The following is a 21827-nucleotide window of genomic DNA, read 5'->3' on the forward strand; positions in this document are numbered from 1 at the left end:
GCTTCCTTCAATCCTGCAGGACGACGGTATCGGCGACCGGAAAATCGACGGCGACGTGATCGCCGAGAGCATGTGTCGAGGCCGCGCTCCCATAGGCTTGCAGAACGGCGTCACCGACATCCACCTGGTAGCGGTTCATCGTACCGAGAAAACCGGCGAAGACGATGCGCCCGGACAGGCGGTTGGTCGCGGGCGGGGCCGTGGAGCCCGGCGCGCGCAAGGTCAGCCCCTCCGGCCGGATCGAGGCGCGTGCCGGGCGTTGGGCGGCGCCATTGCCGCGTGGCATGCAACGCAGGACCGTGCCGGTGGGCAAGGTCAGCGCGTCGCCATCCAGCGCGCCGCTCAACCAATTGGTCGTGCCGACGAAACTGGCGACGAAGGCATTGGCGGGGCGGAAGTAGATCTCGCGCGGCGTGTCCATCTGCACGATGCGCCCGGCCTCCATCACCGCGATGCGGTCGGACATTTCCAAGGCTTCGGTCTGGTCGTGCGTGACATAGACGGTGGTGATGCCGAGCTGCTGTTGCAGGCGCCGCAACTCGTTTCGCATCTCATCGCGCAGGGCGGCGTCGAGGTTGCTCAGCGGCTCGTCCAGCAGCAGCAGGCGCGGCTTGTGGACGATGGCGCGGGCCAGGGCGACGCGCTGCTGCTGGCCGCCCGACAGGCGCGTGGCCGAGCGGTTGCCGAAACCGTTCAGGCTGACGCGGTCCAGTGCCTCATCCACCAGGCGCGCGATCTCGGCGGTGCTGTGGTTCTCGCCCTTGGCGACGCGCAGGGGGAAGGCGACATTCTCGAACACCGTCATATGCGGCCAGATGGCGTAGGATTGGAACACCATGCCGATGCGCCGCAGGTTCATCGGCACCATCGTGCCGGTGGCGGCGTCGAAGAATGTCTTGTCGGCGACGCGGATGCTGCCGGAATCGGGGGTTTCCAGCCCGGCGATGCAGCGCAGGGTCGTCGTCTTGCCGCAGCCGCTCGGACCCAGCAGGGTGAAGAAGGTCGCGGGCTGCAAGGCGAACGCGGCGTCGCGCACGCCGCCCGACGGGCCGTCGCCGCGATTGGCGTAGACCTTGGTCAGGCCCCTGACATCGAGCATGGCGGTCGTGTCGTGCATGGTCATTGTCCGAAGGTCTTTGCGGATTGCCGGCGCGCGATCAGGTAGAAGGCGCTTGCGAAAAGGCTCATCAACCCGGCCCAGAGCAGGCCGAGGGCGGCGACCTCACCCCCCTGCCCGTTCGACCACAGGTCGAACATCGCAACCGAGATCGTCTGCGATCCCGGCCCGGCGAGCAGCAGCGGCAAAGACATTTCCTTCGCGCAGATCAGGAAGATGAAGAGCCAGCCGGAGGCAACGGCGGGCCATAGCAGGGGCACGACGACGCTGCGCAGCACACGCCCCGTGCCGGCGCCGGCGACACCGGCCGCCTGTTCCAACTCGGGATGGATCTGCAAGACGCCCGAATAGGTGTAGCGCATGCCATAGGGCATGTAGCGGATCAGGAAGGCGAGGATGATCAGCCCCAAGGTGCCATAGAGGGGGAAAGGTAGGCTGAGCGACAATTCCAGCAGCGCGACGCCCAGCACCAGCCCGGGAAAGACCAGCGGCACCGTCACCAATTGGTCGATGATCCCACCGCCGATCTGGCGACGTGCCGCGATCCATCCGGCGAAGATTGTCAGCAGCATGGCCAAGGTCGCCGTCGCCACCGCGACGATCACCGTGTTCAGCCCAAGCTGAAGATATTCCGGCGAGGAGAGCACCGCGTCGAAATGCCGCGTCGTCATGAACTTGACCGAAGCCCAGCGCATCGGCCGCATGAAGGGCTGCAAGGCGACCCACAGCAGCGCGGCCAAGGGCAGCACCAGCACGATCAGGAAGTTGAACAGGATCACCAGGCTCGCAGCCCAGCGCAACCGGCCGAGGCGGAAGGGGCGCGGGCGATAGCCCTTGCCGGTGATGCTGGCGTAGCGTTCCGCCTGCTTCGAGATACGGCCGTAGAAGAACAGCAGCACGGCGACGATCACCAGCATCACCACCGAGAAGGCGCTGGCATAGCCAAGCCGCGGCGGCATTTCCTTGATGCTGCGATAGATCTCGGTGGTCAGCACATCGACGTGGCCTGGCATGCCGACGAGCGCGGGCACTTCGAAGGCCTCGAGGTTGCGGATGAAGACGAAGAGCGCGAGCGCCAGGATCGCGGGCCAGGCGAGGCGGATGGACACGCGCCACACCGTCTGGAAGATCGATGCGCCGGACATGCGGGCGGCTTCCTCCATCTCCGCATTCGCCGCGCGGAAGGTGGCGGAGAGCAGCAGGAAGACGAGGGGCGACCACAGGAAGCCCTCGATCATCACCATGCCGCCGAGGCTGTTGACGTTGAAGGCCGTCGCGTCCGCGTCGATCCATTGCCGGTAGAGGTCGTTGAACGGACCCGCGCGACCCAGCAGGAACAACCAGGCCGTCACGTAGAGGATATAGGGCGTGCCGAGCGAGATGATGGTGGTGACATAGGCCAGGCCCTTGAACGGCACATCCGTGCGTTCTACCAGCCAGGCCAGCACACCGCCGAACAACAGCGAGACGAAGGTCGCGCAGAGCGAGAAGACGACGGAATTCCACGCGGCCGTGCCCAGCCGCCGACCCTCCAGCAATGCGCGGAAGTGATCGAGCGTGAAGCCGCCGCGCGACAGGTCGGCCTGTGACGCGGCAAGGCTGGTATGCACCAGCGTCCAGACCGGCGGCAGCACCAGGATGCCGATGATCGTGGCGATCACCAGGCCGAGCGCGCCGCGCCGAAGCCAGCGCAGCGCCGATGCCATGCCGCGGCCCGCCACGGCTGGCTGGACGGGCAGGTCGATGATGGAGGTCGACACGCGGGCGCTACTGGAACAGCCGCCGGTATATGCCGGTCCACTCCGCCTCATGTCCGATGAAGTCGCCCGCGGAAATCACATTGCCACGGAAATTGCCGTCCTCCGGCCGAAGTCCGGCGATCTTGGACGGCACCGCGGGATTGGCCGGCACGTAGCCGGCATTGGCGTAGATCGCCTGGCCTTCCTGCGACATGTTGAATTCGAGGAAGAGCTTGGTCGCATTCGGATGCGGTGCGTTCTTCACCAGCGCCATCGCGCCGAAGCTGACGACGGTGGATTCCAGCTTCAGCCACTGCACCGGCGCGCCCTGCGCGGCGCTGATCGCCGCGTGGTAATTGTAGATCGACAGCACCAGCGGGTATTGGCCGGAAATGCACTGGTCCAGCACCACGCGCTGGTTGCTCGGCACATTGGCGATTCGCTGCTGGGCCAGGCGTTCCAAGTATTGCATCCCGCGTTCCGGGCCCATCGTCATCAACACATCGCCGATCAGCCCCGGCGGACCACCGACGCTGGGCGAATCCGGCCAGGCCATGCGGCCGCGCCAGCGCGGATGCAGCAGGTCTTCGTAGCTGCGCGGAATATCGGCGGGGCGCACCATGTCGGTGTTCACCGCCGGGGTCGAAGGCTGGATGATATTCGCCGTCCACAGGCCGGACGGTTCCTTGAACGCGGCCGGATAGCTTGCCGCGGAGCGCACGACATAGGGCGCGACCAGGCCGGCCGCGTGCAGCGGGTAGAAGGTGGCGCCGCCATCGAACATGTCGCCGCGCGGTTGACCGGCGCGGCCTTCGTTGGTGATGCGCAGGGCGGTTTCCTGCCATGGGGCCGGCACGAAGTTGACCTTCACGCCGGGATATTTCTGTTCGAACCGCTGGGCCAGGGGCCGCACGATCTGGCCGACGACAAGGGTTGTGTACCAGACCAGTTGGCCTTCGCGACGCGCGCCTTCCACCAGTTCGGCTTCGGTCTCCGCGGCCATGGCCCGGCCGCCGGAGAGCGCCGCGCCCAGCGCGATCCCGCCGATGGCACGGCGGGTCAGATGTGAATTCATCATGTTTCCTCGGTTTTTTTCTCATTGACGACCCACGATTGCAGTGTGGTGGATCGCGGCGTTGTTGCTTTGATTTTTGCGACGATGCGGCGGCATGGTCAAAGCAAATCTTTGGCTTTTCGTGTGAGGAAAACTCACTCAAAACACGATTTAATGGAACAGCTCGCGCCAGATGCCGATCCATTTGCCTTCGTTGGCCGCGAATTGATCGGGCGAGACCAGGGTGGTGTCGAAATGGCCCGCGTCGGGCTTCAAACCCGGGTTCGTGGCGGCGACCGCCGGATGGGCGGGGATGTAGCCGGCGTCCGCATGCAGCCGCTGGCCGGCTTCCGACAGCACGAAATCCAGGAACAGCCGCGCCGCGTTCGGGTTCGGCGCCGCCTTCATCAGGCCGATGGTGCCGAAGGTGAAGACTGTGGGATCAAGCTTCAGCCAGGCGACCGGCGCGCCCTGCGCCATGCTGATCGAGGCGTGGTAATTGTAGATCGACAGCACCAGCGGGTACTGGCCCGATATGCACTGGTTCAGCACCACGCGCTGGTTGACCGGCACATTGGCGATGCGCTGCCGGGCGAGGCCGCGCAGGAACGCCATCCCCTCCGCCTCCCCCATCCGCGTCAGGATCGCGCCGATCATGCCGGGGGGACCGCCGGCGGAGGGCGAATCGCTCCATGCCATGCGCCCCTGCCAGCGCGGATGCAGCAGGTCGGCGTAGCTGCGCGGCACGGCATCGCCGCGCACCAGGTCGGTGTTGATGGCCGGGCAGGTGAACATCAGGATCTGCGGATACCACTGTCCCGCCGGGTCGGTGATGTCGCGCGGATAGGCGCCGATGGGTTCGGGCTGGTAGCTGCCGGTCAGCCCAGCCTCCCGCAGCGGATAGAAGGTCGGCGCGCCGTCCCAGATATCGGCGCGGGGCGTGGCGGACCGGCCCTCGTTCAACAGCCGCAGCGTCGTTTCCTGCCATGGGGCGGCGAGGAAGGTGACGCGGATGCCGTAGAGCCGTTCGAAGGCCTGGGCGACCGGGCGGACGATCTGCGCGACGACCAGCGAGGTGTACCAGACCACCTGGCCTTCGCGCCGCGCCGCCTCGACACGCTGGGCATCGGCCGCGAAAGCGCGCCCCGCGCCGAGCGACGCGCCAAACCCGGCCGAAAGCGCCACGCGGCGCCCAATGGATGCTGGCATTGTTGTTTCCTCCGCTTGTTGAGGCAGCGTCACGAGCGGTTTCCGTAAGATCAAACGACTTGTGTGCAGTGTCGCGTGACTGAAACTCAACCGAGATCGATTGTCGTCCTGCGTGTTGACGACATGGGTGGTGACGATGAAGTCTGTCGCATGCGCATCCATCTGCAGAACCCGCCGGGCGACCACGATTTCATCATCACGCCGGGACAATGGGCGGCCGCCTGTGCGCGGCATCCCGATCTTGTTGGCCTCGATGCCTCCTTCTCCGAGGATTCGGCCGACCTCGCACCGGCGCTGCGTGTGGCGGAGGTCCTGGTCACGCGACCAAAAGTCATCCACCAGCGCTTCGCCCCCGGCGCGCTGGCGGCGGCGGCGCCCCGGCTCAGGGCGATCTTCTGCGCCTCGGCCGGGCTCGATCGGCTGGCGCCCTACGACTGGCTGCCGGCGGGGGTGGATCTGCTGAACAACAGCGGGACGCACGCGGCCAAGGCCGGCGAATTCGCGTTGATGGGCCTGTTGATGCTGGCGAACCATGTGCCGGTTTTTGCCCATGCACATCAACAAGGGCGGTGGGTGAAGCGCTTTGGTGCGCTGCTGGCCGGGCGCACGGTCTGCGTCATCGGGCTGGGATCTCTCGGCGGTGCCGCGGCGGGGCATGCCAAGGCGCGTGGGATGCGTGTGCTGGGCGTGCGCACCACGCCGGCGCCGCATGCGGATTGCGATGCGGTCTTCGCCACGGCCGACCTCGACACGGCGCTGGCGCAGAGCGAATTCCTGGTCATCGCCTGCCCCTTGACCGCGGCGACGCGGGGGCTGGTGGACCGGCGCCGGCTGTCGTTGCTGCCGCGCGGCGCCAAGGTGCTGAACATCGCCCGCGGCGCAGTATGGGACCAGGATGCCGCCTGCGACCTGCTCGACTCCGGGCACCTGCATGGCTGCATCACCGATGTGCCGCTGCCGGAACCGTTGCCGCCGGAGCATCGGCTGTGGCGCACATCGGGCATGTTCGTGACACCGCACATGTCGGCGGAAGACATCGCGACGCATAACGACCTGACGCTCGACATCCTTTTCGCCAATCTGCGCGCCTTGCGGGATGGGCGCGCCCTGCCGAACCGGGTCGATCCGGCGCGGGGCTATTGAGCAGCGACACGAAACGGGGGATCGCCATGAACGACGCGCCATCGGCGACACGCCGGGCCATGCTGGCATCGGGGGTCCTGGCCAGCCTGGCCAGCCCCGCGCTGGCGCAGGCCAATTGGCCCACCCGCGCGATCAGCCTGGTCAACCCCTTCCCGCCCGGCGGCAGCACGGATCTGACGGCGCGGGCCGTGGCGGATCTTCTCGGGCGCGAACTCGGCCAGACCGTCATCGTCGAGAACCGGACGGGCGGCGGCACCAGCATCGCCGCGACCGCGGTCGCGCAGGCGCGGCCCGATGGCTATACGCTGCTGGTCGGATCGCCGAGCCTGGCGATCAACCCCGCCCTACAGCCGAATCTCACACCGCGCGATCCGCAGCGCGAGTTGGCGCCGATCGGGACGACCTACAAAAGCGCCTATGTGCTGGTGGTGCATACGGAGCTTCCGGTGCGTGACGTCGCCGGGCTGATCGCCCTGGCGCGCGCGCGGCCCGGGGCGCTGAACTTCGGCAGCAGCGGCATCGGCACGACGAACCACCTGGCGCTGGAACTGTTCCGCAGCCTGGGCCAGGTCGATGTGGTGCACGTGCCCTATCGTGGTGCGGCGGCGTCGCTGCTGGATCTGCGCAGCGGCCGGGTGCAGGGCCTGTTCAGTGGCGGGACCGAGGTCGGGCCCCTGATGCGCGAAGGCGTGATCCGCCCGCTCGCGGTGACCTCGCTGACCACTTTTCCGCTGTTTCCCGATGTGCCGCCGCTGGCCGAGACCCTTCCCGGCTTCGACGTCACCTTCTGGCAGGGGCTTTTCGCGCCCGCCGGCACGCCGCCGGCGGTGCTGGAGCGGTTGGAGGCGGCATTGCTGCGGGTGACCCGCGGGGCCGAGCTGCCGGCCAGGCTCAGCGAGCAGGGCGTGCAGGTCACGCCGGGCGGCGCCGCGGAGCTTCAGCGCCTGCTGGCGGCCGAGACGGAAAAATGGGGCCGGGTCATCCGCACGGCGCAAATCCGGCCGGAATAGCCGGTGTCGCGACCTCGGACGTCGCGCGGCCCGTCACGGCTGGTTGTTGGGCGCCGAGATGGTCTGCAGCACGTCAAACCCCTCGAACTGCGGCGGGCCCAGGGTGACGGGCTTGGTGCCGCCCGCGCCGGCATGGGCGCGACGGAACTGGTCGGAGCGCGTCCAGTTCTCGAACGCCGCGCGCGAGGCCCAGAGGGTGAAGGAGGAATAGAGCACATGTTCCTCCGTGGCCGGGCCTTTCAGCAGGTGGAAGGTCACGAAGCCCTCCACCTCATGCAGGCGGCTTTCCCGGGTCAGCCAGGTGTGTTCGAAGGCGGCCGCGTGGTCGGGGATCACGCGAAAGCGGTTGGCGGCGACGAACATGGTGGATCCTTTCGAGAGGGGATCGTCCCGTCGCGGCGGAACGGGCGCGGGGCCGGTGAACAACCGCCAGGTATTGCGAATCAGTCTCAATAGCAATACCAAACCCACCGAACGCCATCGCATCGGACCCAGCGCATGACCCAGTCCACGCCGCACCCACGCGCCCGCTGGTTCGATCCCGACAATGGCACGCTGATCGACCAGGGCGCGTTGATGCGTCGGATGGCCACCCGCAGCGCCGTCCTGCTGGGCGAGACCCATGACGTGGCCGAAATCCATCGCTGGCAATTGCATGTCGCGACCTGCCTGCACCTGCTGCGGCCCGATATGCAGATGGGCTTCGAGATGTTCCCGCGCCGCGTGCAACCCGTGCTCGACGCCTGGGTCGCGGGCGACCTGGGGACGCAGGCCTTCGTGGAGGCGGTGGAATGGGAAAAAACCTGGGGCTTCCCGCCCGAGATCTACCTGCCGTTGTTTCACTTCTGCCGGCAGCAGGCGGTGCCGATGCTGGCCATGAACTGCGACCGCCCGCTGGTCACGCGCATCGGCCGCGACGGCTGGGATGCGGTGCCGGAAGCGGAGCGGGAGGGGCTGACGCCCTCCGCCGCCCCCACGCCGGGACATCGCGCCTATGTCGCCCGCCTGACGGGGCGGAGCGAGGCGGAGGTGCCGGATCGCTTCCTGCGCGCCCAGCAGGTGTGGGACCGCGCCTTCGCCTGCCACATCGCGACCGCGATCCGCACGGCGGAGGCGGCCGGCCAGGCGCCGCCGCTGGTCATCGGCATCGCCGGCCGCGGCCACCTGGAATACGGCCACGGCACGCCGCACCAGTTGCGTGACCTCGGCATCACCGAGGTCGCGGTGCTGCTGCCGACGGAGGAGGCCGGGCATGACCTCGCGCAGACCCGCGGCATCGGCGATGCGCTGTTTCGCCTCGACCGTCCGGAGCCGCCCGCGCCCCGGCAACGGCCGGCCAAGCCGGAAGCCGCCTGAACGGCGGCTTCCGCGTCGTTCAGATGGTCACGCGGCCCGGTGCCACGGCGCGCAGCGGATCGGCCCAGATCACCTCGGCCGGCGTGACCGGGCGGGCTAGGCGGTTCATGCCCCGCAGCTGGTCGATCGCGAGTTGGATATTGGCGACGCTATCGGCCGTCAGGTCCATCTTGTAGGCGACCTTGGTCATCAATTCGGCGACCAGCGCGCGATCCAGCCGCAGGAAGCGCGACACCTGCTGGGCCGCCTGTTCGGGGTTCGACGCGATGAATTCCTGCGCCTGGATCAAGGCGCGCAGGAAGCGGGCGGTGGTCTCCGCATTGCCCTGCGCCCAGCCCTTGTTCATGTAGATGAAGTTGCGGACGATCTGGATCGACTCATTGCTGACCAGGATCCGCGTGTTCGGGATGGCGCGCATGGCGCGGGTCGGCCAGGGCTCCCAGACCGCGAAGGCGTCGATGTTGCCGCGTTCCAGGGCGGCGACCATCTCCGGCGCCTCGACATTCACGATGGTGTAGTCGGCCGGGTTCAGGTTCAGCTTGGCGACGACGGACAGCCAGAAGGTTTCGGACCCCGTGCCGCGGGCGACGCCGACGCGCTTGCCCTTCAGCCCGTCCATGTCGGGGACATTGCGGGCCAGCACGCTGATCCAGCGCAGCAGGGCGGTGCCCTCGGCGACCGCGACGACGTTGGCATCGACCAGATGGGCCGAGACGCCGGCCTGTTCGGCGCCATAGGCGGAGTTGATCTGGTTGCCGACCAGGAAGGCCACCATGGCCGAACCGGAGGGGCCGGTGTTGACCGTGACATCCAGCCCGTTGCGTTCGAAGAAGCCGCCCTCCTTGGCGACGTAATAGGGCGCGAAGGACGGATCGACGCCCGTCGCGATGGTCATCTTCGTGGGCGCCTGGGCGAGCACGGCGGGGGCGGCCAGGAGCGCGGGCAGCATCAAGGCATGGCGGCGGTCGATCATGGGTCTTGTCCTTCTTTTCAGATCGTTGGGTTGAAGCGGCCGGCGAACATCCGGATCGCCAGGCGGAACAGACGGTCGGCGCAGAAGCCGAGCATGCCGAGGCAGAGGAGGGTGACGAAAATATCCTCGACCTGCATGAACAGCCGCGCATCCCACAGCATTTTTCCGAGCCCATCGTTGGACGCGATGAGTTCGGCCGCGACGATGGTGACGAAGGCATTGGCCATCGCCAGCCGCATTCCGGTCAGGATGTAGGGAATGGTCGCGGGCAAGGCGACCAGCGCAAACACCTGCCAGCGATTGGCGCCGAGGCAGAGGGCGGCACGTGTCTTGTCCTTCGCGACCGCACCGACGCCGGCCGCGGTCGCGATGATCACGACGAAGATGGTGCTGTAGGCGATGAGGAAGATTTTGGATTCCTCACCGATGCCGAACCAGATGACGGAGACGGTGATCATCGCGACGGCGGGGATGAAGCGGAAGAATTCCGTCCAGGGCTCCAGCAGCGCCCGCACCGGGCGGAAAGACCCGATCGCCAACCCGATGGGGATGCCGAGCGCCGACCCAATGAGAAACCCCTGGCCGATGCGGCGCAGCGAGGCCCAGATCTGTTCCTGGAGGATATTGTCCTCGATCAGCACGACAAAACGTTCCAGCACCGGCCAGGGGGGCGGGAATAGCGCGGAATGCACGATCGTCGTCGCGGCGATGTGCCAGACGATGAAGAGCAGCAGGAAGCCGCCGAGGTAGCCGGCGAGGGTCGCGGAGCGGCTCATGCTGGGTGGATTTCAGCATGGATCAGCGCATGCACCTGGCGGAACACGTTCATGAATCCGTCCGATGTGCGGTCGCGCGGGAATGGCAGGTCGACCGGCACCACCGCCTTCAACGTGCCGCCGGGGCCGCGGGTCATGACGCCGACGCGGGTGGCCAGGGCACAGGCTTCCTCGATGTCATGGGTGATGAACAGCACGGTCTTCTTCGTTTCCGACCAGATGCGCGACAATTCGCCTTGCAGGATCGCGCGGGTCATCGCGTCCAGGGCGCCGAAGGGTTCGTCCATCAGCAGCATGCGGGGATCGTTGGCCAGTGCGCGGGCGATCTGGATTCGCTGCTTCATGCCGCCGGAGAGTTCGGAGGGATGCTTTCCCCCCTGCCCGCCCAGGCCGACCATGGTCAGGTATTTTTGGACTATCGCGCGGCGTTCGGCGCGTGGCTTGCCCGCCAGGCGCGGCCCGAAGCCGATGTTTCCCTCCGCCGTCAGCCAGTCATACAGGCTGTCGTGGCCCTGGAAGACGACGCCGCGCTCGGCGCCCGGCTTCGTCACGGGCTTGCCATCCACCATGATGCGGCCGGCGGTCGGCGGTTCGAACCCCGCCAGCATGTTCAGGACGGTGGTCTTGCCGCAGCCGGAGGTGCCGAGGAGGCAGAAAAACTCACCCTCCTCCAGCGCCAGGGAGAAATCCGCCACCGCCTGCCAGGCACCGCCGCGGCCGCTATAGGTCTTGCCAACATGTTCCAGGGTCACGAGCGTCATGGCGCGCACCTTGGCCGCCCCTCCCCGGCCCGGCAACGGGGGGGACGGCGGCCATCGTCTTCACGGGCGCCCCGGGATGCCGTTAGAACAGGCAGGATTGGGAAAAAGGGGAACGCCATGATGCTCGCAGGCAAGGTTGCCATCGTCACCGGGGCCGGGGGCGGCATTGGCCGCGAAATCGCGCTGGCCATGGCGCTGGCCGGGGCCAAGGTCGTGGTCAATGACATCGGCGCGTCCCTGACCGGTGAGGGTGCGACATCCTCCACCCCCGGCCAGCAGACGGTCGCGATGATCCAGCAGCGCGGTGGAGAGGCTGTCGCCGATACGCATAGCGTCGCGGAATGGCCGGCCGCCCAGGCGATCGTGCAGACCGCCATCGACTCCTTCGGGCGGATCGATGTGGTGGTGAACAACGCCGGCATCCTGCGCGACCAGATTTTTCACAAGATGTCGCCGGATGAATGGCTGGCGGTCGTGAATGTGCACCTCAACGGCGCCTTCTTCGTCAGCCGGGCCGCTGCCGAGCATTATCGCAAGCAGGGCTCGGGCGCTTACGTCCACATGACCAGCACCTCCGGCCTGATCGGCAATTTCGGGCAGGCGAATTATTCGGCGGCCAAGCTGGGCGTCGCGGCGCTGAGCAAGTCGATCGCGCTGGACATGCAGCGCTTTGGCGTGCGGTCGAACTGCATCGCGCCCTTCGCCTGGAGCCGGATGACCAGTTCGATCCCGGCCGAGACGCCGGAGCAAAAAGCCCGCGTGGCCCGCTTGCAGCAGATGACGCCGGACAAGAACGCGCCGCTGGCGGTGTTCCTGGCCTCGGACGCGGCCAAGGACGTGACCGGCCAGATCTTTGCGGCGCGGCACAATGAACTGTTCCTGTTCAGTCAGCCGCGCCCGATCCGCTCCGTCCACAAGGATGGCGGCTGGACGCCGGAATCGGTCGCCGAGATCGCCCTGCCCGCCATGCGGTCGGGGTTCCAGGCGTTGGACCGCTCGGGCGACGTGTTTTCCTGGGATCCGGTGTGACAGCCGCCGAACTGGTCGCGGCGCGCTACGGCACGGCCCCCTTCACCCCGCCGGAGACGATCCCGGCGGGGCTGGAGGCTTTGCTCGACCGGCGGGTGACGCGGCGCTATCGCCCCGACGCGGTGCCGGAGCCTTTGCTGGCGACGGTCCTGGCGGGGGCGCAATCGGCGCCGGCCAAATCCGACCTGCAGCAATACGCGATCATCGTGCTGCAACAGCCCGGGAAAATCGCCGCCATCGCGGATGCGATCGGCACGATGCCCTGGATCAAGGATGCACCGATCCTGCTGCTGTTCTGCGGCGAAATGCGGCGCGGGCGGCGGGCCTGCGACCTGCATGGCCGGGTGCATGCCAATGACAGCATCGACACCTTCCTCAATGCCAGCGCCGATGCGGCCCTGGCCATGGGGTTCTGCGTGATGGCGGCGGATGCCGCGGGGCTGGGCACGTGCCCGATTTCCTACGTGCGGAACCATCTGGATTTGGTCGCCGGGCTGGCGGGGTTGCCGGAGGGCGTGTTTCCCGTCGCGGGGCTGACGCTCGGCTGGCCGGCCGCGCGCAACGAGGTGTCGCCACGCCTGCCGCCGTCCGTTGTCGTGCACCGCGAGACCTATGACGATTCAGGGCTGCCGGAGGCCTTGGCCGGGTATGACGCGCTGCGCGGGCGGGCCAAGCCGCGCTATCCGGACGTGCACGGCCCGGCCCCCGAGGGCTGCACCTGGAGCGAGAATGCCGCGCGGCAACTCTCTGTCCCCGAACGGGCCAATCTGCGCGCCTGGCTGGCCAGCCGGGGGATCAACCTTGGCTGACGAACCGATGCGCCCGACCGACTTCACCGCCGCCGGCGAGGCCAAGCCGAAGGCGGCCGTGAAGCCCGTCGATGCCGCGACGCTGATCCTGTGGCGCCGGACCCAGAAGGGCTTCGAGGTCCTGATGGGTCATCGCGCCGCGACCCTGCGCTTCATGCCCGGGCGGCTGGTGTTCCCGGGCGGTCGTGTCGACCCCGCCGACCGCAGCGCCAAGGTCGAGGCTCCCTTGCCCGATTTCACCCGCGCCTGCCTGGAGCGTCGCGCGACACCACGCGCGGCCCATGCACTGGCCGTCGCCGCGGTGCGCGAGTTGGAGGAGGAAACCGCCCTGCGCATCGGCCAGGGCGCGGCGCTGCCCGATCTGTCCGGGCTGGACTACCTGTGCCGCGCCGTCACACCGCCGATGTCGCCGGTGCGGTTCAATGCGCGCTTCCTGATGGCGCCGGCCGAGCTTGCGACCGGCACCTTGCAAGGCTCGGGCGAGTTGGAGAACCTCGGCTTCTTCGATGTCGAGGACGCCCACCGGCTGAAACTCGCCCCGATCACCGCCAAGGTGCTGGAGGAATTCGCCGCGGTGATGGCGATGGACGAAGCCGAACGCCAGACGCGCATCCTGGTCTGGTTCCAAGGACGGGACAGCCGCAGGGCGGAGCGGTGAAGATACGGGGAAGTTGCGCTTTGAGAGGGGCTTTGCCCCTCTCAAACTCTCCCCACCAAGGGGCCGTGGCCCCTTGGAACCCACGCTGTTGGTAAAATAAAGAGAGGGGCATCGCGCGCCATTGATCAAAGGCACCCCTGAGATGCCCCTCTCTTTATTTTACCAATACTCCGCCGGTCCAGGGGCGGCGGCCCCTGGTGGGGGTGGTGTGGAGGGGGCGAAGCCCCTTCCACTGGCGCAACCGCCCCAATCCACTACCGCACGAACCAGCCGATCTGGTCCAACTCGCCCACGATGTTCTCGGCCTTCAGTTTTTGCAGATGCGCCAGCAGGCTGCGCAACGCGCCGCGCACCAGTTTCTGGTCGATGTCGCCATAGACCGCGGGCAGCAGCGCCTCGATCGGCGTGATGCCGCCCGCCGCGGCCAGGGCGGACAGGACCAGGGATTCGCGTTCGCGCCGGTGGCCCAGCAGCCCGGTGACATAGGGCATCGGGTCGGGCAGCACCGGGCCATGGCCCGGCAGGTACAGCCGGTCCTCGCGGGCCAGCAGCTTTTCCAGGCTGGTCATGTAGTCGGCCATGTCGCCATCGGGCGGGCTGACGACAGTGGTGCTCCAAGCCATCACGTGGTCGCCGGAGATCAGGACGCCATCGGGCAGGGCCAGGCAGATGTGGTTGGCGCAATGGCCGGGGGTATGCACGGCGGTGACGGACCAATCGCCCTCGGCCAGGGTCGCGCCATCGGCCAGGGTGATGTCGGGGGTGAAGGCATGATCGCCGCCCTCCCCCATCTCGTCTGTCTTGGGGGTCAGGTGCGGGCCGAAGCCGGCGGTGATCGCGCCCGTCGCGGCCTTCAGCGCCGCCGCGCCCGGCGAATGGTCGCGGTGGGTGTGGGTGATGATGATGTGGGTCACGGTCTGCCCTGCGACGGCCTTGAGCAGGGCTGCCAGGTGATCGGGATCAGCCGGGCCTGGATCGACGATGGCCACCCGGCCGCGCCCCAAAATCCAGGAATTCGTGCCGCGATGGGTGAAGGGCGAGGCATTGGCGCAGATCACCCGCTGGATGCCGGGGGCGATGGGCTGCGCCTGGCCATGCGGCCAGGTGTCGTCGCGCAGATGATGAAGGGGTTGCATCAGGCTTTCGTCCTCTTGCGGCGCAGTTCTGCACGAAGCATGCCCAGGCCAGCGGCCACGATCAGCCCCGAACCGACCCAGGTCCAGAGCCCGGGCAACTCGCCCCAGAACACCCAGCCGAACAGCGCCGCCCAGAGCAGCGAGGAATAGGCGAAGGGGGCGACGGCGGAGACCTCGCTGCTGGCCCAGGCCTCGGTCAGCATCACCTGGGCGATGCCGCCGAACAGGCCGCAGCCCAGCAGCAACAGCACATCGGGCCAGGATGGCGTGACCCAGATGAAGGGCAGGGTCAGGCCGATCATGCTGCTCATCAACAGGCTCTGCCACAGCACGATGGTCGAACTGCTCTCGGTCCCGGACAGGCTGCGCACCAGCAGCGTGGTCAGGGCCGAGAAGATGCCGTGCACCAGTGCGGCCGCAAAACCCAGGGTGACGATGAGATCACGCGTGCCGCCACCCCAGAAGGCCCCCTGCCCCATGGCGATCGCCATGATGCCCACAAAGCCAAGCCCGACCGCCGTCCAGCGCGCCACACCCGGGCGTTCGCCCAGCAGCGGAATGGCCAGGATGGTCGCGAAGATCGGCGTGGTCTGGGTCAGCGCCGATTGTTCCGCCAAGGGCAGCACGGTCAGCGAGAAGAAGGCGCAGCTCATCGCGATCATGCCGGTGCAGGCCCGCGCCACATGCGCGCCCAGGCGCCGCGTCCGCAGCGACACCACACCCGTGCGGACGGAGAAGACGAGCACCAGCGGGATGGCCAGGGCGCAGCGGAAGAACATGACCTCCATGAAGGGCAGGCGTTCGGCCAGGTCCTTCACGATCGCGCTCATCATCACGAACATCACGCAGGCGATGACCATCAGGATGGCGCCACGCTTGGGGTCGTGGCGCAGGGTTCCGTTCGGCATCAGGCGGCCCGTTTTTGGCGCGCGCGCACCTGTTCGCGATGCAAATTGTACAGCCCCGCGGCGATGACGACCGCCGCCCCCGCCAGGGTCGCCCAGGCCGGGACCTCATGCCAGATCAGGAACCCCAAAATCCCGCCCCAGACCAGCGTGGTGTATTCATAAGGGGCCAGGATGCCGACAGGGGCTAGCGAGAAGGCGCGCGCAAAAAGGGTATGCGCCAGCCCGTTGCCGATACCGAGGAAGACCAGCGCCGCGACCACCGGCCAGGATGGCAGCAGCGACGGCGCGGGAAACACCGGCAACAGCAGGAAGCCGACAGGGACGTGGGCGGCCATCAGCCAGAAGGCGATGGTCTCGGGCGCATCGGTGCGGGCCAGTTGCCGGGTCCAGATTCGGGTCAGCGCCAGGGCCGCGACGCCGGCGGCCAGCATCCCCGCCTCCCACCGCCACAGGTCGCCGCCCGGGCGCAGCATCACCAGCACGCCGCAGAAACCAACGAGGGTGGAGAGAGTACGTCGCCAACCAAAAGTCTCGCCCAGCATGGGCACGGCCATCAGGGTCATCAGCAGCGGCGCGACGGCGACCACGGCATAGGAATCGGCCAGCGGCAGGCCCGCGGCCCAGGCACCGTAGAAGGCCAAGGTCACCGCCGTGTGCAGCAGGCTGCGCGCGGTGATCAGGCGCCCGTTGCGCGGCACGATGTTGCGGAAGCCGGCGACAACGGCCACGGCTATGGCCCCGATCGCGCCGCGCCAGATCATCGCGGCGGCGACGCCGACCTCCGGCAGGGACCATTTCACGGCGGCATCGGCGCAGGCGACCAGGGCGAACCCCGCGACGATCAGCCCGATCCCGCGGATCCGGTCATCGGCGACCGGCACGAAGGCCGGCCGTGGAATTTTGGCGCGCGGAAGCAGGCCGTCGCTCATGATCGGGCTCTCACGCGAGGTAGGCCTCGGCCGCCTGGCAGGTGCAGCCGCCCGCGTCGCGGGTCTCCAGCCGGATGGTGTCGCCATCGCGGGCGCCCAGAAGCGTCAGCGGCGTCTCCCCGATCGAGGGGCGCTTGCCGCGATAGGCGAAGCGGGCCAGCCGCGCGCCGGCCCCGGCGATGTGCAGCGCATGCGCGGCCAGCCAGGTCGCCTGCAACGGGCCATGGACCACCAGGCCGGGATAGCCCTCGACCTGCGTGACATAGGGAAAGTCGTAGTGGATGCGATGGCCGTTGCCGGTCAGCGCGGAGTAGCGGAACAGCGTCACCGGATCGGTCGCGGCCGGGGCCGCGATGGCATCGGGCCAGGCGGGCGCGGCCGGGGCGGGCTTGATCGCGGCCCCCTCGGCACCGCGATAGACGATGTCCTGGCGTTCGGAGACGAGCTTGCCACGGGGGCCGCTGATCTCGTGCTGCACCGTGACGAAGACCAGGCGGCCGCTGCCGCCGGATTTTTCCACCACATTGGCGATGGTGGACACGCGCTCCACCGCATCGCCGGTGCGGAAGGCGTCGAAGAAGGTGACCTCGCCCCCCGCCCACATGCGGCGCGGCAGGTCATGCACCGGCGGCAGGAAGCCGCCGCGCCGGGGATGGCCATCGGGGCCGAGGCCATCGGGGCGCTTCCAGTCCTGGAACAGCATCCAGTGCCACAGCGGCGGCACGTCCAGGGTTGGGGCGGCAACGCCCAGGGTGGCGGCCAGGCCCTCGACCAGGCGCGCGTCCAGCACGTCCTGCCGGGTTTCGGTCCGGCCGATGAAGTCGGCGTGGGTCATGATCAGTCCTCGCGGGTATAGATGCGGTAGCCCTCGACCTCGCCGGTCTGGCGGTAGGGCGAGAAGGCTTCGTCGAACAAGGGATGGCGGCGGAAGTAGTCGAGGAAATCGAACTCGCCGTTGCACCAGGGGATGCCGGGGTTGATCGCCACCAGCACGACCGATGGCGGGGCGGCGGCGAAATCCTCGGCGACCGTGCGGTAGACGAAGAATTCGGCGCGGCTCATTTCCCAGGTCTCGCGGTAACGCGTGCTATTGGGCTGGCATTCGCGATAGACGCCCTGCAACAGCCACAGGTTCATGGTGCGCAGGGTCGATTGCGCCCGGGCGTAGTTCAGCGCCGGATAGACCGGGTAAATGTCGGGCGAGAGGACCAGCAACCGCTCGCGCAGCGCATCCTGGCGCAGTTTCGCGGTCAGGATGCCGGCCTTGCTGCTGCGGAACAGGATTTCGCGCCACGGTGCCTCACCGGCATAGGCGGCGGTCAGCGCCAGCATGGCCGCCAGGGAGGCGGCGAAGGGCCAGGCGGTGGCGGCGCTTCGGGTGGGGGCCAGGTTGCGGTCGGCCCAGCGCGCGGCCAGCAGCATGGCGGCGAGCGGTGCCAGCATCAGGATGGGGGCGGCGTGGTAGCTCCAGCCCTTGTGCTGCACCCAGGCCGAGATGAAGGCGCCCACGGCGGCCGCGGTCAGCACCTGCGCCAAGGCCCCCGCCCGACGGCGGGCCGCGAAGGGCAGCAGCACCGCCAAGCCCAGGAAGGCGGTGCCGAGGCGGTTGGACAGCAACACATCGAAGGCGCCGAAGACGCCGAGGTCCAGGTAATAGACCCAGACCAGCGGCAGCACGTAGCCGAAGTAGTCGGGGAACAGCACCGGGATGGCCACCAGGTAGGCCAGCCAGACGGACGCCATGGTCCATGGCACCGCATCGCGCAGCGATGCGCGCAGCCCGGCCCAGGCGCCCATCCGCGCCGCGCGGTGCCCCAGCACCAGCAATTCGATCAGCCCGGGCACCGCCAGGAAATGCGGCTTCAGCGCGAAGCCGACCGCGGCCAGCAGGGCCGTGCCGATGGCTAGGCCCGTCCCGGTCGGCAACCCATCGGCCCGGCGGGCGGCCAGGATGGCATAGGGAATGGCGACCACGCCCATCAGGTGCTCGCGCTGGGCGAAATCATAGCCGACGACGAACAGCACCAGGGGAATGGCGGCGGAGAGCACCGCGGCCTCGACCGGGCCTTCCGCGCGGCCCCGGCGCAGCAGCGCGGTCATGCGCCAGACCACGCCGCAGAGCACCAGCATGCAGAGCAGCAGCGATTGCGGCCCGTCCAGCGGTAGCCAGCGCCCCATCGCGGCGGGCAGCAGGGTCAGCACGAAGATCAACGGCGGGTTGACGTCGATCAGGTCGCGATACAGCGCCTCACCGGCCAGCCAGCGTTCGGAAAAATTCAGGATGGCCGCGACATCGTGGTTCAGCGGCGGGAACAGGACGATCAGGCCCCAGAACAGCGCCGGCAAGAGCGCCAGGACGGCGGCCAGCCGGGCGGCCGGCGCCGCGACACCAGCCCGGGCGGGCCGCAGCGACGGCGTTATGCGATCCGCGGCATGATCCGGCGGCGTCATGCGGCGCGAAGGGCGGGCGGGCCGCTGGTTGGGTGGACTATCAAGGGGTGGGGGGCATGGGGTGGGGGGCGGCATCCGGCCGGGCTGGCGTGGCCGCAGTCTTGGCCCCGGCGGTTGACGGGCGCAACCGTGCCGCCTGCATGGCCGGGTCAACAAAGCCCGCTCCGCGGGAGACACAACAAAGCCAGGGCCGCGGGGGACACAACAAAGCCCGGGCCGCCTTGCCGCCGCCTTGGTCGCGCCTTGCGGCCGCCATGCCTGCCTGCCAAACCGCTCCCCACGATGGAAACCACCGAATACGCCCTGATGGACGCGGTCGAGGACCGCATGTGGTGGTACCGGGCGGTCCATGCCCGGCTGCTGGATGCCCTGGGCGATCGCCCCGGCCCCGACGGGCTGCCATGGCTGGATGCCGGCTGCGGCACTGGCGGCTTTCTGACGCGCATCCGCGAGCGATTTCCCGGCCGCCGCCTGGCCGGGATCGAGTTCAACCCCGCCGCCGCCGCCCGCGCCGCCCAGAAATCCGGCGCCAAGGTCGCCACCGGCGATATCAACGCCATGCCCTATGGCGACGGCGCCTTCGGCGCCGCGGTCGCGGTCGATGTGGTCTGCCATCGCGCGGTGGACCCGGTCCGCGCCCTGGCCGAGCTGCACCGCGTCCTGGCCCCGGGTGGCACGCTGATCCTGAACCTGCCGTCCTATGAATGGTTGCGTTCGGCGCATGACCACCAGGTCCATACCGGCTTCCGCACCACCGTGACCGATGCGCGGGCGCGGCTGGCGGCCGCCGGCTTCGTCGATATCCGGGCCGTGTATTGGAACAGCCTGCTGCTGCCGTTGATGATCCTGCAACGCAAGGTGCTGCATCATAAGCCGGGCGATTCCTCCGACGTCGGGGAATTTCCGGCCTGGCTCGATGCCACGCTGCATGGCGTCACCCGTATCGAACGCGCGCTGGCCCGCATGGGCCTGCGCTACCCCGCCGGTGGCTCGGTCATGGCCATCGCCACACGCCCACCCGGAACACGCGCGCCATGAGCCACATCCGCCCCACGCCCCCCCTGTCGCCCCCGCCCTCCATCGGGCTGTCGATCGTGGTGCCGGTCTATCGCGGGGCCGCGACCGTCGGCACGCTGGTCGCGGCGCTGTCGGCGCTGAAGCCCGAAGGCGGGATCGAGATCGTGCTGGTCAACGACGGCAGCCCGGACAATTCGGGCGATGTGTGCCGCGCGCTGGCGGCATCGGCCACCGTGCCGCTGACCTACATCGAGCACGCCCGCAATTTCGGTGAACACAACGCGGTCATGTCCGGCCTGCGCCATGCCCGCGGCGCCTATGTCATCACCATGGACGACGACCTGCAGAACCCGCCGGAGGAGGTCATCCGCCTCTACGACCACGCCCGCCTGGGCAATTGGGATGTGGTCTACACGCGCTATGCCGAAAAGATGCATGACGGCTGGCGCAACCTCGGCTCCCGCTTCGCCAATGCGGTCGCCGACCGGCTGATCGACAAGCCGCGCGGGCTCTACCTGTCGTCCTTCCGCTGCATGAGCGCCTTGGTCGTGCGGGAAGTCGCCCGCTACACCGGCCCCTATCCCTATATCGACGGGCTGATCATGCAGGTGACGCAGCGCATCGCCAGCATCGAGGTGAAGCACCTGGCGCGGTTCGAGGGGCGGAGCAACTACACCATGGTCCGGCTGATCCGGCTGTGGATGAACCTCGCCACCTCCTTCTCGGTCGTGCCCTTGCGCTTCGCCGCCTTTGCCGGCGTCGGCATGGGGTTCCTGGGCTTGCTCGCGGCGGGTTTCGTCATCATCGAGGCCTTCATGGGCGAAACCCCCTCCGGCTGGGCATCGACCATGACCGTGACCTTGCTGGTGGCGGGGGCGCAGTTCCTGATCCTGGGGGTGCTGGGCGAATACGTGGGCCGGGCCTACCTCGCGGCGAATGGCAAGCCGCAGGGCGTGGTGCGGGATGTGGTCGTCGCGGATGCGGCGATGGTGGAGCCGCCCCGATGATGCCCTTCTGGTTGGCGCTGGCGGGGGCGATCACGATCTCGCTCGGCGGGCAGGTGCTGTTGAAGGCGGGCGCGACGGGGGCTGCCGCCGAGCCTGGGCTGATCGCGCAGATGCTGCGCTGGCAGACCATCGTCGGGCTCGGCTGCTATGGCGCCTCGGCCTTCCTCTACATCATCGCGCTGCGCAAGATCCCGATGAGCGTGGCCCTGCCCTGCACCGCCGCATCCTATGTGCTGGTCGCGATCATCGGGCATTTCGCCTTTGGCGAGATCCTGGGGACGCAGCGCATGGCGGCGATCGGCTTGATCAGCGTCGGCGTGCTGCTGCTCGCCTCTGCGTGAGGCTGGCGGCGGCGGCGCTGTTGCTGGCGGGCTGCGCGGCGCAGACCGATGCCCTGTGCCCGGCGGGCTTCGCGCCCGCGACGATTGCCGAAGCCTATTTCGGGGTCCGCGACCCGGCGGCCTGGACGGCGTTCCTGGCCGATACCGTCACCCCCGCCTTTCCTGACGGGCTGACCCATCTGGCCGCCGGCGGGCAATGGCGCCAGGGCGGCGCGATCGGGCGGGAGGACAGCCGCGTGCTGGTGCTGGTCCTGCCGGGCGCCAGCCTGGCCGATGCCGCCGCGCGCCTGGCCCCGGTCGAGGCCGCATGGCGCGACCGCCAAGCGCAGCAATCGGTGCTGCGGGTGTTGCGGCCGGGCTGCGCCGCTTTTTGACAGGTGGCTAGACCACGATGCGTTCGCATT

Annotated in this window: 23 protein-coding genes; 10 read left to right on the forward strand and 13 right to left on the reverse strand. The window is 68.4% G+C overall.

The genetic code is table 11. The features are described 5' to 3' along the window. Window positions 1–7: 7 nt before the first annotated feature. The 4 genes from ACQW02_RS13740 to ACQW02_RS13755 all read right to left on the reverse strand — a co-directional run bounded on the left by ACQW02_RS13740 (window position 8) and on the right by ACQW02_RS13755 (window position 5119). Entirely contained in the window at window positions 8–1117 is a 1110-nt protein-coding gene (locus ACQW02_RS13740) for an ABC transporter ATP-binding protein (RefSeq protein ID WP_431285806.1), read from the reverse strand. Between the two features lie 2 nt (window positions 1118–1119). Next, on the reverse strand, window positions 1120–2877 hold the full coding sequence (locus ACQW02_RS13745; protein ID WP_431285807.1) for an ABC transporter permease: 1758 nt from the start codon (window positions 2875–2877) through the stop codon (window positions 1120–1122). Window positions 2878–2884: 7 nt separating this feature from the next. Beyond that, the gene (locus tag ACQW02_RS13750; protein ID WP_431285808.1) at window positions 2885–3934 is read right to left on the reverse strand and encodes an ABC transporter substrate-binding protein; all 1050 of its coding nucleotides are present in this window, start codon (window positions 3932–3934) and stop codon (window positions 2885–2887) included. Window positions 3935–4081: 147 nt separating this feature from the next. Further along, window positions 4082–5119, reverse strand: coding sequence for an ABC transporter substrate-binding protein (locus tag ACQW02_RS13755; RefSeq protein WP_431285809.1), 1038 nt, complete (start codon window positions 5117–5119; stop codon window positions 4082–4084). Window positions 5120–5269: 150 nt separating this feature from the next. On the opposite strand from ACQW02_RS13755, the gene ACQW02_RS13760 reads away from it, so the two are divergent. Beyond that, a complete protein-coding gene (locus ACQW02_RS13760) occupies window positions 5270–6262 on the forward strand; it encodes an NAD(P)-dependent oxidoreductase (RefSeq protein ID WP_431285810.1) in 993 nt (330 codons plus the stop codon). A 26-nt stretch (window positions 6263–6288) separates the two neighbouring features. Continuing rightward, window positions 6289–7272 carry a Bug family tripartite tricarboxylate transporter substrate binding protein gene (locus ACQW02_RS13765; RefSeq protein ID WP_431285811.1) on the forward strand — a complete coding sequence of 328 codons (984 nt, stop codon included), beginning with the start codon at window positions 6289–6291 and terminating at the stop codon, window positions 7270–7272. A gap of 33 nt (window positions 7273–7305) precedes the next feature. On the opposite strand, the gene ACQW02_RS13770 is transcribed toward ACQW02_RS13765, so the two are convergent. After that, the gene (locus ACQW02_RS13770; RefSeq protein WP_431285812.1) at window positions 7306–7635 is read right to left on the reverse strand and encodes an antibiotic biosynthesis monooxygenase family protein; all 330 of its coding nucleotides are present in this window, start codon (window positions 7633–7635) and stop codon (window positions 7306–7308) included. A gap of 135 nt (window positions 7636–7770) precedes the next feature. On the opposite strand from ACQW02_RS13770, the gene ACQW02_RS13775 reads away from it, so the two are divergent. Continuing rightward, window positions 7771–8628: a ChaN family lipoprotein gene (locus tag ACQW02_RS13775; RefSeq protein WP_431285813.1), complete on the forward strand. Its 858-nt coding sequence runs from the start codon at window positions 7771–7773 to the stop codon at window positions 8626–8628. A 19-nt stretch (window positions 8629–8647) separates the two neighbouring features. Here the strand turns inward: ACQW02_RS13775 and ACQW02_RS13780 are convergent, their stop codons facing one another. The 3 genes from ACQW02_RS13780 to ACQW02_RS13790 are packed head-to-tail and all read right to left on the reverse strand — an operon-like array spanning window position 8648 to window position 11138. Further along, a complete protein-coding gene (locus tag ACQW02_RS13780; RefSeq protein ID WP_431285814.1) occupies window positions 8648–9601 on the reverse strand; it encodes an ABC transporter substrate-binding protein in 954 nt (317 codons plus the stop codon). A 17-nt stretch (window positions 9602–9618) separates the two neighbouring features. Next, on the reverse strand, window positions 9619–10377 hold the full coding sequence (locus tag ACQW02_RS13785; RefSeq protein WP_431285815.1) for an ABC transporter permease: 759 nt from the start codon (window positions 10375–10377) through the stop codon (window positions 9619–9621). Beyond that, the gene (locus ACQW02_RS13790; RefSeq protein WP_431285816.1) at window positions 10374–11138 is read right to left on the reverse strand and encodes an ABC transporter ATP-binding protein; all 765 of its coding nucleotides are present in this window, start codon (window positions 11136–11138) and stop codon (window positions 10374–10376) included. The genes ACQW02_RS13785 and ACQW02_RS13790 overlap by 4 nt, the downstream gene beginning before the upstream one ends. 117 nt (window positions 11139–11255) lie before the next feature. Between ACQW02_RS13790 and ACQW02_RS13795 the strand changes: the two genes are divergently transcribed. Genes ACQW02_RS13795 through ACQW02_RS13805 form a run of 3 tightly spaced genes read left to right on the forward strand, consistent with a single transcriptional unit; the run spans window position 11256 to window position 13634 of the window. Then, window positions 11256–12167 carry an SDR family NAD(P)-dependent oxidoreductase gene (locus ACQW02_RS13795; protein WP_431285817.1) on the forward strand — a complete coding sequence of 304 codons (912 nt, stop codon included), beginning with the start codon at window positions 11256–11258 and terminating at the stop codon, window positions 12165–12167. Further along, window positions 12164–12976 carry a nitroreductase family protein gene (locus tag ACQW02_RS13800; protein WP_431285818.1) on the forward strand — a complete coding sequence of 271 codons (813 nt, stop codon included), beginning with the start codon at window positions 12164–12166 and terminating at the stop codon, window positions 12974–12976. Before ACQW02_RS13795 ends, ACQW02_RS13800 begins: the two co-directional genes overlap by 4 nt. After that, window positions 12969–13634 carry an NUDIX hydrolase gene (locus ACQW02_RS13805; protein ID WP_431285819.1) on the forward strand — a complete coding sequence of 222 codons (666 nt, stop codon included), beginning with the start codon at window positions 12969–12971 and terminating at the stop codon, window positions 13632–13634. Before ACQW02_RS13800 ends, ACQW02_RS13805 begins: the two co-directional genes overlap by 8 nt. 254 nt (window positions 13635–13888) lie before the next feature. Here the strand turns inward: ACQW02_RS13805 and ACQW02_RS13810 are convergent, their stop codons facing one another. The 5 genes from ACQW02_RS13810 to ACQW02_RS13830 are packed head-to-tail and all read right to left on the reverse strand — an operon-like array spanning window position 13889 to window position 19058. Continuing rightward, the gene (locus tag ACQW02_RS13810; RefSeq protein WP_431285820.1) at window positions 13889–14770 is read right to left on the reverse strand and encodes an MBL fold metallo-hydrolase; all 882 of its coding nucleotides are present in this window, start codon (window positions 14768–14770) and stop codon (window positions 13889–13891) included. After that, window positions 14770–15678, reverse strand: coding sequence for a DMT family transporter (locus tag ACQW02_RS13815; protein ID WP_431285821.1), 909 nt, complete (start codon window positions 15676–15678; stop codon window positions 14770–14772). The genes ACQW02_RS13810 and ACQW02_RS13815 overlap by 1 nt, the downstream gene beginning before the upstream one ends. Next, the gene (locus ACQW02_RS13820) at window positions 15678–16607 is read right to left on the reverse strand and encodes a DMT family transporter (protein WP_431285822.1); all 930 of its coding nucleotides are present in this window, start codon (window positions 16605–16607) and stop codon (window positions 15678–15680) included. The genes ACQW02_RS13815 and ACQW02_RS13820 overlap by 1 nt, the downstream gene beginning before the upstream one ends. Before the next feature lie 10 nt (window positions 16608–16617). Next, the gene (locus ACQW02_RS13825) at window positions 16618–17442 is read right to left on the reverse strand and encodes an FAS1-like dehydratase domain-containing protein (protein WP_431285823.1); all 825 of its coding nucleotides are present in this window, start codon (window positions 17440–17442) and stop codon (window positions 16618–16620) included. Between the two features lie 2 nt (window positions 17443–17444). Further along, window positions 17445–19058 carry a DUF3488 domain-containing protein gene (locus ACQW02_RS13830; protein WP_431285824.1) on the reverse strand — a complete coding sequence of 538 codons (1614 nt, stop codon included), beginning with the start codon at window positions 19056–19058 and terminating at the stop codon, window positions 17445–17447. 282 nt (window positions 19059–19340) lie between these two features. Here ACQW02_RS13830 and ACQW02_RS13835 point away from each other — a divergent pair, with 282 nt between their 5' ends. From ACQW02_RS13835 to ACQW02_RS13850, 4 genes are read left to right on the forward strand one after another with little or no spacing between them, the layout of a single operon-like run. Continuing rightward, on the forward strand, window positions 19341–20096 hold the full coding sequence (locus ACQW02_RS13835) for a class I SAM-dependent methyltransferase (protein ID WP_431285825.1): 756 nt from the start codon (window positions 19341–19343) through the stop codon (window positions 20094–20096). After that, complete coding sequence (locus ACQW02_RS13840) at window positions 20093–21082, forward strand: glycosyltransferase family 2 protein (protein ID WP_431285826.1); 990 nt, start codon at window positions 20093–20095, stop codon at window positions 21080–21082. The genes ACQW02_RS13835 and ACQW02_RS13840 overlap by 4 nt, the downstream gene beginning before the upstream one ends. Next, a complete protein-coding gene (locus ACQW02_RS13845; protein ID WP_431285827.1) occupies window positions 21079–21423 on the forward strand; it encodes a DMT family transporter in 345 nt (114 codons plus the stop codon). The genes ACQW02_RS13840 and ACQW02_RS13845 overlap by 4 nt, the downstream gene beginning before the upstream one ends. Further along, the gene (locus tag ACQW02_RS13850; protein ID WP_431285828.1) at window positions 21420–21797 is read left to right on the forward strand and encodes a DUF3574 domain-containing protein; all 378 of its coding nucleotides are present in this window, start codon (window positions 21420–21422) and stop codon (window positions 21795–21797) included. Before ACQW02_RS13845 ends, ACQW02_RS13850 begins: the two co-directional genes overlap by 4 nt. Window positions 21798–21827 lie beyond the last annotated feature (30 nt).

It is taken from the genome of Humitalea sp. 24SJ18S-53 (assembly GCF_050632385.1).
GTDB lineage: Bacteria > Pseudomonadota > Alphaproteobacteria > Acetobacterales > Acetobacteraceae > Humitalea.